The following is a 10,191-nucleotide window of genomic DNA, read 5'->3' as shown; positions in this document are numbered from 1 at the left end:
GGCTCGAACCACGGCATGCCGTGGTTCGAGCCGGTTTCCGTTGTGCGGGTCCCGCTCGCGCCGGGTCGCCGACAGCGCCGGCCTACGGCTGCTCGGGCTCGCGCTGCTTGGCCTTGCGGGCGTTCCGGAAGTAGGTGATCGCGGCGGGGACCACCGTGACGACGACCGCCGCGAGCAGGATCACGTCGATGTAGTTCCGCACGATGTACGCCACCGCGGGGATGTACCCGAGGAAGTACCCGAGGAACGTGACCCCGACGCCCCAGATGACCGCGCCGACGGCGTTGTACAGCGAGTACTTCTTGTAGTTCATCCGGCCCACACCGGCGGCGATCGGGGCGAACGTCCGGACCACCGGGACGAAGCGCGCCAGGATCACCGCGAGGGCGCCGTACTTGTGGAAGAACGCGTTCGTCCGGTCGACGTTCGCCTTCGAGAACAGTCCGCTGTCCTTGCGTTCGAAGATCGGCGGCCCGGCCTTCTTGCCGATGTAGTAGCCGAGCTCACCGCCGAGGAACGCCGCCGCGCCGATCATCAGTGCGACGACCCAGATCGGGATCCCGCCGATCTGACCGTGACGGTCGAAGGCGAAGAGGCCGGTGATGACGAGCAGGCTGTCGCCCGGGAAGATGAACCCGATCAGCAGCCCGGTCTCGGCGAAGATGATGGCGCACACGACGAGCACGGCGAAGGCCCCGAAGTGGTCGAGGATGTACTGCGGATCCAGCCAGGGGATCAGGGCGAGTGCGACGGAGTGCATGGTTCTTCCGGTCGGCGGGCGAGGGCGGATGGAGCACCCGCCGGACCGAGGGTACCGTGCGGGCGTGTCGGGGCCGTCCGTCGGAGGACTGACGTCCGACGCGACCCGGTGCGCGAGCCCGCCGGCCGTCCGGTGCGGAAGGAGGGACTCGAACCCTCACGCCGGAGCACAGGAACCTAAATCCTGCGTGTCTACCAATTCCACCACTCCCGCTGGCCGACCCAGTGTACGCAGCGGGGCGGGTTGCGGAGGTGGGGCGGGCCTCCCGGCTGGTGGGCGACGCCCGAGAAGGCGACGCGCGACCAGGCGACGCCCGAGCGGGCCGGTCAGCGCAACGTGCGGGGGAGGTACCGCGGCACGTACCGGAGCAGGATGCCCGCGCCGACCAGGCCGAGCACGCCCATCACGCCGCTGGCGACCGCGATGGTCGCCAGGGCGGTGACGCCCGAGATGACGAGCGGGGCGGCGGCGGACCCGAGGTCCCCGGTGAACCGCCAGGCGCCGAGGAACGGAGCCGGCCGGTCCGCGGGTGCCAGGTCGGCGCCGAGCGTCATGAGGATGCCGGAGCCGACGCCGTTCGCCAGGGACATGGCCATCGCGACCGCGATGAACCAGCCGACGCGGGCGTCGAGGTGGTCGCTCCAGGCGAGCAGGAAGTAGCAGATGCTCAGGCCGAGCATGCAGGGCAGCGCGCTCGCCAGGCGTCCCCAGCGGTCCATGATCTGCCCGCTCGTGTAGAACAGCGCGAAGTCGACGGCACCGGCGATGCCGATGACCAGGGCGGCGGTGGAGTCGTCGAGCCCGACGCTGACGGCCCAGAGCGGCAGGATCACCTGCCGTCCGGCGCGCATGGCGCCGATCAGCGCGGCGCCGCTGCCCAGGCGGACGAGGACCCGGTGGTGGGCGCGGATGGTCTGGAAGAGGCCCTGCGACTCATCCTTGACGAACTGCTTGCCCTCGAGCGCGGCGGTCGCGGGGTCCGTCGCGTGGTCGGTCGCGGTCGCGGTCGGCCGGGAGGCGCGGGTCGGCCGCTGCAGACCGCGCACGCCCGTCGCGGGGTCGCGGATGACGAGCAGCACGACGGCGGCACCGAGGCAGCAGACGACGTGGACCCAGAACGCGCTCTGTGTCGTGCCGGTGAGGTGGATGACGCCGGCCGCGAGGAACGGACCGACGAAGTACCCGAACCGGAACACCCCGCCGAGGCTCGAGAGCGCGCGGGCCCGGATCCGCAGCGGGATCGCGGTCGTCATGTACGCGTGTCGGGCGAGCGCGAAGACCGCGGTGGACAGGCCGACCAGGAACACGCCGAGGGCCAGGACCAGGGGGTTCGGGGCGACCGTGCAGACGAGCAGTCCGACCACCGAGACGACGGCGGCGCCGATCATCGCGTTGCGCTCGCCGATCCGCGCGACGACGACGCCCGAGGGCACGTCGCCGATGAGCTCCCCGACCAGGATCAGCGAGGCGACGAACCCGGCGATCGCCAGGCTCGCCCCGAGGGAGTCCGCGGCGATCGGGATGATCGGGATGATCGCGCCCTCGCCGATCGCGAAGAGCGCGGCGGGCAGGAACCCGGACAGCAGGACGCCGCGGAGGTCGAAGGCGTCGTTCGTGATGCTCGTCATCGTCGAGCAACGGTACGCCGTGTCGGAGTTACCCTGGACGCATGCGTGTTCTGGCGGCGATGAGCGGTGGGGTCGACTCGGCGGTGGCCGCGGCCCGGGCGGTGGACGCCGGCCACGACGTCGTCGGGGTGCACCTGGCGCTCAGTCGGATGCCCGGCACCCTGCGAACGGGCAGCCGCGGGTGCTGCACGATCGAGGACTCGATGGACGCGCAGCGCGCCGCCTCGGCCCTGGGGATCCCGTACTACGTGTGGGACTTCTCGGCGCGGTTCAAGGAGGACGTCGTCGACGACTTCGTGGCCGAGTACCAGGCCGGCCGCACCCCGAACCCCTGCATGCGCTGCAACGAGCGGATCAAGTTCGCGGCCCTGCTCGAGAAGGCCCTGGCCCTGGGGTTCGACGCCGTCGCGACCGGGCACTACGCCTCGATCGTGACCGCGCCGGACGGTTCTCGTGAACTGCACCGCTCGGCGGCGTGGGCGAAGGACCAGTCCTACGTGCTCGGTGTCCTGACGGCGGAGCAGCTGCAGCACGCGATGTTCCCGCTCGGGGCCACCCCGTCGAAGGACGAGGTCCGTGCCGAGGCCGCCGCCCGCGGGCTGACGGTCGCGCAGAAGCCGGACTCGTACGACATCTGCTTCATCCCCGACGGCGACACCCGCGGCTGGCTCGCCGACCGCGTGGGCAGCGAGACCGGTGACGTCGTCGAGCGTGACGGCACGGTCGTCGGCAGCCACGACGGCGCCCACGGCTACACGGTCGGGCAGCGTCGCGGTCTGGCGCTCGGTCGACCCGCGGCGGACGGCAAGCCCCGCTTCGTGCTCGAGATCCGCCCGAAGGACAACACCGTCGTGGTCGGGCCGAAGGAAGCGCTCGACGTCGCCTCGCTCTCCGGCACCCGGTACACCTGGGCCGGCACGGCACCGGCGGACCCGTCGACCCCGTTCCGCTGCGACGTGCAGATCCGTGCGCACGCCGACCCGGAGCCCGCGACCGCCCGCATCGAGGACGGCGCACTGGTGATCGTCCCGGACGAGCCGCTGTCCGGCGTCGCCCCCGGGCAGACCGCCGTCGTGTACGTCGGCACCCGGGTGCTCGGCCAGTGCACCATCGACACGACGGTGTCGGCAGCGCCCGTCCCGGCCTGAGGACCCTGTCCCGGCCTGACGACCCTGCCCCGGCCGCTGCGACCGGGGTCGGTGGCGCACGGTAGAACTGACACATGAGCGACACCGACGCGACCTTCGAGACCATCGACCCCGCAGGCCTCGACGCCGCGCAGGCCGCTCGAGAGGTCGACCGGCTGCGCGCCCGACTGAACGAACTGCGGCACGCCTACTACGAGGGCAACGGCTCGCCCGCGTCCGACGCCGAGTACGACACGATGATGCACCGGCTGGACGCGATCGAGCAGCGGTTCCCGGAACTCCTGACCGAGGACAGCCCGACGCAGACGGTCGGCGGGCAGGCGCAGACCACGCAGTTCGCCCCGGTCGAGCACGCCGAGCGGATGCTGAGCCTCGACAACGTCTTCAGCCCCGAGGAACTGACCGACTGGGCGCTCAAGGTCCAGCGGGACGCCGGTGCCGAGCGGGTCCGGTTCCTGTCCGAGCTGAAGATCGACGGGCTCGCGATCAACCTGCGGTACGAGCACGGACGACTGGTGTCGGCGGCCACCCGCGGCGACGGTGTGGTGGGCGAGGACGTCACCGGCAACGTCCGGACGATGGGCACGATCCCGGACCGGCTCGCCGGCAGCGGTCACCCGCCCCTGGTGGAGGTCCGTGGCGAGATCTTCTTCCCGGTCGCGCAGTTCGACGAGCTGAACGCCCGGCAGCGCGACGCCGGCGAGCGGGTGTTCGCGAACCCGCGGAACGCCGCTGCGGGGTCCCTCCGCCAGAAGGAGGAGGGCAAGTCCGCAGGCAAGCGCGAGCTGATGGTCGACCGGCTGCGGCGCCTCCGGATGCTCGTGCACGGCATCGGGGCCTGGCCGGTCGCCGAACTCGAGCGCGACACCGACGTCCGCGCCCAGTCCGAGGTCTACGAGCTGCTGCACGAGTGGGGTCTGCCGACCGGCACGCACCACCGCGTGTTCGACTCGGTGGACGAGGTCCTGGGCTTCGTCAAGGAGTACGGCGAGCGTCGCTCCGCGGTCGAGCACCAGATCGACGGCATCGTCATCAAGGTCGACGACCTCGGGCTGCACGAGGAACTCGGGTCGACCAGCCGGGCTCCGCGCTGGGCGATCGCCTACAAGTACCCGCCGGAAGAGGTCCACACGAAGCTGCTCGACATCGTCGTCAGCGTCGGCCGTACCGGTCGGGCCACCCCCTTCGCCGCGATGGAGCCGGCCGAGGTCGCCGGGTCCGTCGTCCGCCAGGCCACCCTGCACAACCAGCAGGTGGTGAAGGCGAAGGGCGTCCTGATCGGCGACACCGTCGTGCTCCGCAAGGCCGGCGACGTGATCCCCGAGGTCCTCGGCCCGGTGGTCGAGCTCCGCGACGGCACCGAGCGCGAGTTCGTGATGCCGACCGACTGCCCGGAGTGCGGCACCCCGCTCCGCCCGGCGAAGGAGGGCGACATCGACCTCCGCTGCCCGAACGCCGAGAGCTGCCCGGCGCAGGTGCGCGGCCGGGTGGAGCACATCGCCTCCCGCGGTTCGCTCGACATCGAGGGCCTGGGCGAGGTGGCCGCCGCCGCGCTCACCCAGCCGGTGTTCCCGGAGACCCCGCCGCTGGTGACCGAGGCCGGGCTGTTCGACCTGACGCTGGAGGACATCGTCCCGATCGAGGTCGTCGTCCGAGACGCCGAGACCGGCATGGAGAAGACCGAGGACGGCGGCGCCCCGAAGCGCGTGACCCCGTTCAGCCGGGCGCGGAAGAAGACCGACCCGCCGTTCGACCCGGAGGCCCGCGGTGCGGACTACACGGGCGAGCCGAGCCGGTACCCGTCCAAGAACGCGTTCGAGATGCTCGCGAACATCGACGCCGCGAAGACGAAGCCGCTGTGGCGCATCCTGGTCGGCCTGAACATCCGCCACGTCGGACCCGTCGCGGCCCGGGCGCTCGCGAACCACTTCGGGTCGCTCGACGCGATCCGGTCGTCCTCGCGCGACGAACTGGCCGCGGTGGACGGGGTCGGCGGGATCATCGCCGACGCGCTGCTCGACTGGTTCGAGGTCGACTGGCACCGCGAGATCATCGACCGCTGGACGGCCGCGGGCGTGCAGCTCACGACGCCTGGACACCCCGGGCCGGGGGCCGCGACCGAAGCCGGCGGGGTGCTCGCGGGGGTCACCGTCGTCGCGACCGGCTCGCTCGAGGGCTTCAGCCGCGAGGGTGCGCAAGAGGCGATCATCGCCGCCGGTGGGAAGGCCGCGTCGAGCGTCAGCAAGAAGACGGACTTCGTCGCCGCGGGCCCGGGCGCCGGCTCGAAGCTGACGAAGGCGGAGCAGCTCGGACTGCGGATCATCGACGCCGAGCAGTTCGCCCTGCTCGTGACCGCGGGGCCGGCCGCGCTCGGCGATCCGGCACCTGCCGAAGCCGAGCCCGCTCCGGACGCCGCGGAGCCGCAGTAGAGGGCGATGCACGGCCGCGCGCGAAGCGGCCCCTGCGACGCACCCCGTTGTGACCCCAGTTCGGGGGTCATGTTGCATCGCGCATGACCCCCGAAGGGCCGGATCTCCCTAAACTCGACGGAGCATCACCTGTCGTCTGCAGGGGAACGACAGGCTGGCCTTCCCGGGGGAGACCCGTTTGCTGCTCATCGCCGCGGCTCTGTTGACCGCCTCGATCCACTCGCTGGGAGTCGTCGAGGCCCCTGCCGTGCCCGCTTCCGTCGTCGTCGCGTCGGCCGCCGTCGGGACCTCCGGACCCCGAGCGTCCGACCACGTGTCCCGACCGGCCGTCGAGGCGCTCGCCGTCGCCTCCGGGCAGCGCTGGTTGGACGCCCTCGAGACCGCGGCACCGCTCACCCTGCAGGCCGCCGACGACGACTCGCGTGTGACCGCGACCGCGATGGACGACCCGCCCAGCACCAACCTCGTGGCGAACTGGTGGCGCGGGTTGTCGCCGGCGTCGCAGACGGTCCTGACCGACGACGCCCCCGTCGTGATCGGCAACCTCGACGGCGTGCCGTACGACGTCCGGGACGTCGCGAACCGGGCATCCCTCGCCGCAGGACTGGCCGACCCGGGCACGTCGACCTCGCTCGCGTCGATGCTCGGGCAGGTGCGGCAGTCGCTGGAGCAGACCCCGGACGACCCGCGGAAGTACCTCGTCACGCTCGACACCCGGGGGAGCGGCCGGTGCGCGATCTCGGTCGGCGACCTGGACACCGCCGGCGACGTCTCGGTCGTGGTGCCCGGCATCTTCTTCTCGGTCAACGGCCAGATGGTGGACTTCACCGCGACGGCCGGGGACGTGTTCCGCGAGCAGGCCACCCTCGCGCCGGTGGCCGCCCCCGCGAACGGCCCGGGCATCGCGGTCGTCGCGTGGATGGGGTACCGCACGCCCGGCATCTCGAACTTCATGTCGCTCGAACTCGCCCACCTCGGCGCCGACCGGCTGGTCCGGACCCTCGACGGCATCCGGGCGGTCCGGAACGACCACGAACCGCGGCTCGGGGTCGTGGCGCACTCGTACGGGTCGACCACGGCGATGATCGCGCTGTCGTCCGGACGCACCCGGGTGGACAGCCTGACCATGCTCGGGTCCCCGGGCAGCGCCGTCACCTCGGTCGACGAGCTCGGTGTCCCGCACGGTCAGGTCTACGTCGGCGGGGCGCACTGGGACCCGGTCGCGGGCACCGGCTTCTTCGGCACCGACCCCGGGCGGACCTCGTTCGGCGCGGCGGCGCTCGACCTGGCCGGCGGCAGTGACCCCGCGGACGCCGGGGACGTCTTCCGGCAGCCGTTCGGGCACAACGACTACCTCAAGCCCGGCACGGCGTCCCTGCACGACGTCGCGCTCATCGCGGTGGGCCGGGGCGACCTTGTCAGCGGTCGGCACACACCCGGCGACACCCCGGGTGACGGGGTCGTCCAGGCGACGCCGGACATGTACCTCGTCCGACCGCAGGACCTCCAGCCGCGCGACTGACCACCGTCACCGGCGGCGGGACGGGAGGCTGCCCAGACGTGACCGGATCGTGACCGGACCGGCGCAGGGCCGGTGATGTGGGCCTCCAGGCCGTGTCGGACCACGTGGCGGCGGCGAGACCGGGAGCATCCTGTGCGGCTGTGCAGTCGCGCGACCGCGCGCAGCAGTGTGAGTACAGCCCGTCTCCTTACCGTGCTCGACATGCGAGTCGTGCGGTGGCCGGGTGCCCTCTTGATGTTCGTCGTCATGTCGGTCCTCGCCGGCCTGCTCGTCGCCGTCGCGGTGACCCCGGCGGTCGCCGTCGCGGGGGAGGGCGCGAGCGGCGCGGCCGAGTTCTTCGAGGACCTGCCGAGCTACCTCGACATCCAGACGCCGCAGCAGGTGTCCACCGTCTACGCGAAGCAGGGCGGACAAGAGGTCCCGATCGCGTCGTTCTACGCCGAGAACCGCACCAACGTGCAGTCCGGACAGATCGCCGACACCCTCAAGCAGGCGGCCATCGACACCGAGGACCCGCGCTTCCACACCGAGGGTGGGATCGACGTGGTCGGGACACTCCGCGCGACGATCGCCGACGCACTCGGCAAGGGCGTCCAGGGCGGCTCGAGCATCACGCAGCAGTACGTCAAGAACGTCCTCGTGCAGCAGTGCGAGCAGCTCAACGGCAAGGACCCGGCGTCCACGAAGAAGAAGGTCGACGCCTGCTACGACAAGGTCGCCGGCCAGTCGAAGGCACGCAAGCTGCAGGAGATCCGGTACGCGATCGCCGTCGACAAGAAGTACAGCAAGGACCAGATCCTCACCGGGTACCTCAACATCGTCGGGCTCGGCGGCCGTGTCTACGGCGCCGAGGCCGGTGCCGAGTACTACTTCGGCGTCCACGCGAAGGACCTGTCGCTCGTGCAGTCGGCGACCCTCGTGGCGATCCTCAACAACCCGTCGGGCCTGCGCATCGACCAGCCGAGCGACAAGGCCAACGGCTCGGCGAACGGGTACGCGCTGACGAAGGTCCGCCGCGACTACGTCCTCCGCCGCATGCACGCCCACCACGCGATCTCCGCGGCCGAGCTGACGAAGGCGATCGCGACACCGATCACGCCGAAGATCACCGCGACCGCCAACGGCTGCTCGACGGCAGCGTCGAAGTACGACGCCGGCTACTTCTGCGACATGGTGCGTTCGCAGGTGCTCTCCGACCCGGCCTTCGGCAAGACGGCCTCGGACCGGATCGCCACCCTCGACACGAAGGGCCTGTCGATCCACACCTCGCTCGACCTCGACCTGCAGGACCACGCGCAGAACGCACTGTCGTCCTACGTGCCGACGACGATGGCCGGCGTCGACGCCGGTGGCACGAACGTCACCGTCGAACCCGGCACCGGCCGTGTGGTCTCGATGGTGCAGAACACCACGTACACGCAGTCCGACGCACCCACCCCGGGTGCCACCGCCGTGAACTACAACGCCGACCAGGCCGTCGGCAGCTCGAGCGGCTTCCAGACCGGTTCGACCTACAAGGTCTTCACCCTGGCCGACTGGCTGGCCAACGGGCACACCCTGTCCGAGTCCGTCGGGACGACCGAGAACACGTTCCCGCAGGACGAGTTCACGAACTCGTGCGCACCCCTCGGCGGGCAGCCGTGGAGCGTCGCCAACGCCGAGGAGGTGCCGTCGTCGATGACCGTGCTCGACGCGACCGTGGAGTCCATCAACACCGCCTTCGGCGCGATGGCGAAGCAGCTCGACCTGTGCGGGATCCAGAAGACCGCCGTGGGCATGGGGATCCACCAGGCGGACGGCACCGCACCGGACTCCAACCCCGCGTCCGTCCTCGGGACGAACCCGCTCGCACCGATCGACCTCGCCGAGGCCTACGCCGGGTTCGCGAACGGCGGCATCGCCTGCACCCCCACCACCATCGACTCCGTCACGACGGCCAGCGGCGCGACGATCCGGCCGACCCCGGCGACCTGCAACCGCGGGGTCAGCGCCGAGGTCGCCGGCACCGTCGACTGGGCGCTGCAGGGCGTGCTGAGCGGGAAGGGCACCGCGGCCACCGCCAACCCGGGCGACTCCGTGCCGAAGTTCGCCAAGACCGGCACGACCGACGGCGACCAGCAGAACTGGCTGGTCACGTCGTCGACGAAGTACACGAACGCGACCTGGATCGGCAACGTGCAGGGCCACGTGCGGCTGGCGAACTGGCCGTTCCTGCAGGGCACCACCGGGTACAGCGCCAAGTTCCAGGTCGGCAAGCAGCTGATGACGTACCTGGACGGCGCGTACGGCGGCGGCACGTTGCCCGCTCCGGACCAGGCGATGATCGGGACGCCCACGAAGGCGAAGACCGCGACGCCGTCGGGCGGGTCGGACGCGCAGCAGGGGACGCAGCAGCAGACGCCGGGGACGGATGCGTCGGGCGCGCCGGCGCCGGCGACGTCGAACCCGACGACGTCGAACCCGGCGGCGCAGGCACCGGCGGCTGACGGCGCGGTCACCGGGGGCGGGGCTCCGGCCGGTGGTGCCGCTGCGGGCGGGGCTGCCGCTGGTGGGGCTGCTGCTGCACCGCCGGCTGGCTGAGCTGCGTCGAACCGCGTCCGCGTCCGATCGCGTCGCGTCGTGTCGGTCTGGAGGCCCCGGGCGGGGACGCCGGGCCCGCCCCCGGGCCCCCCCCCCGGCAGCCACCCCGGGGGCCCCGCCGAGG

The 10,191-nt window shown here is 71.8% G+C and carries 6 protein-coding genes and 1 tRNA gene; 4 read left to right on the top strand and 3 right to left on the bottom strand.

The features are described 5' to 3' along the window. Nucleotides 1-82: 82 nt before the first annotated feature. From QCD68_RS15830 to QCD68_RS15820, 3 genes are all read right to left on the bottom strand, one after another. Nucleotides 83-760 carry a DedA family protein gene (locus tag QCD68_RS15830; RefSeq protein ID WP_290158327.1) on the bottom strand — a complete coding sequence of 226 codons (678 nt, stop codon included), beginning with the start codon at nucleotides 758-760 and terminating at the stop codon, nucleotides 83-85. 133 nt (nucleotides 761-893) lie between these two features. After that, a tRNA-Leu gene (locus QCD68_RS15825) sits at nucleotides 894-973 on the bottom strand. Nucleotides 974-1,086: 113 nt separating this feature from the next. Next, entirely contained in the window at nucleotides 1,087-2,388 is a 1,302-nt protein-coding gene (locus QCD68_RS15820) for an MFS transporter (protein ID WP_301223715.1), read from the bottom strand. 41 nt (nucleotides 2,389-2,429) lie between these two features. Here QCD68_RS15820 and mnmA point away from each other — a divergent pair, with 41 nt between their 5' ends. The 4 genes from mnmA (at nucleotide 2,430) to QCD68_RS15800 (ending at nucleotide 10,067) form a co-directional block, all read left to right on the top strand. Then, nucleotides 2,430-3,536, top strand: a complete 1,107-nt coding sequence (mnmA, locus tag QCD68_RS15815; protein ID WP_301223714.1) for a tRNA 2-thiouridine(34) synthase MnmA — start codon at nucleotides 2,430-2,432, stop codon at nucleotides 3,534-3,536. A gap of 74 nt (nucleotides 3,537-3,610) precedes the next feature. Further along, nucleotides 3,611-5,965 (top strand): NAD-dependent DNA ligase LigA, encoded by a 2,355-nt coding sequence (gene ligA, locus QCD68_RS15810; RefSeq protein WP_301223713.1) that lies wholly within the window; start codon nucleotides 3,611-3,613, stop codon nucleotides 5,963-5,965. A gap of 247 nt (nucleotides 5,966-6,212) precedes the next feature. Beyond that, nucleotides 6,213-7,487, top strand: a complete 1,275-nt coding sequence (locus QCD68_RS15805; protein ID WP_301223712.1) for an alpha/beta hydrolase — start codon at nucleotides 6,213-6,215, stop codon at nucleotides 7,485-7,487. 201 nt (nucleotides 7,488-7,688) lie between these two features. Beyond that, entirely contained in the window at nucleotides 7,689-10,067 is a 2,379-nt protein-coding gene (locus QCD68_RS15800) for a transglycosylase domain-containing protein (protein WP_301223711.1), read from the top strand. Nucleotides 10,068-10,191 lie beyond the last annotated feature (124 nt).

This window comes from Curtobacterium sp. PsM8 (genome assembly GCF_030433875.1).
Classification (GTDB): Bacteria; Actinomycetota; Actinomycetes; order Actinomycetales; family Microbacteriaceae; genus Curtobacterium.
The sequence above is the reverse complement of the archived record's forward strand: the minus strand, read 5'-3'. Positions and strand labels throughout refer to the sequence as shown.

Coding starts and splice junctions, on each gene's coding strand:
- QCD68_RS15830 (WP_290158327.1), bottom strand. CDS start 760: ATGCACTCCGTCGCACTCGCCCTGATCCCCTGGCTGGATCCGCAGTAC.
- QCD68_RS15820 (WP_301223715.1), bottom strand. CDS start 2,388: ATGACGAGCATCACGAACGACGCCTTCGACCTCCGCGGCGTCCTGCTG.
- mnmA (WP_301223714.1), top strand. CDS start 2,430: ATGCGTGTTCTGGCGGCGATGAGCGGTGGGGTCGACTCGGCGGTGGCC.
- ligA (WP_301223713.1), top strand. CDS start 3,611: ATGAGCGACACCGACGCGACCTTCGAGACCATCGACCCCGCAGGCCTC.
- QCD68_RS15800 (WP_301223711.1), top strand. CDS start 7,689: ATGCGAGTCGTGCGGTGGCCGGGTGCCCTCTTGATGTTCGTCGTCATG.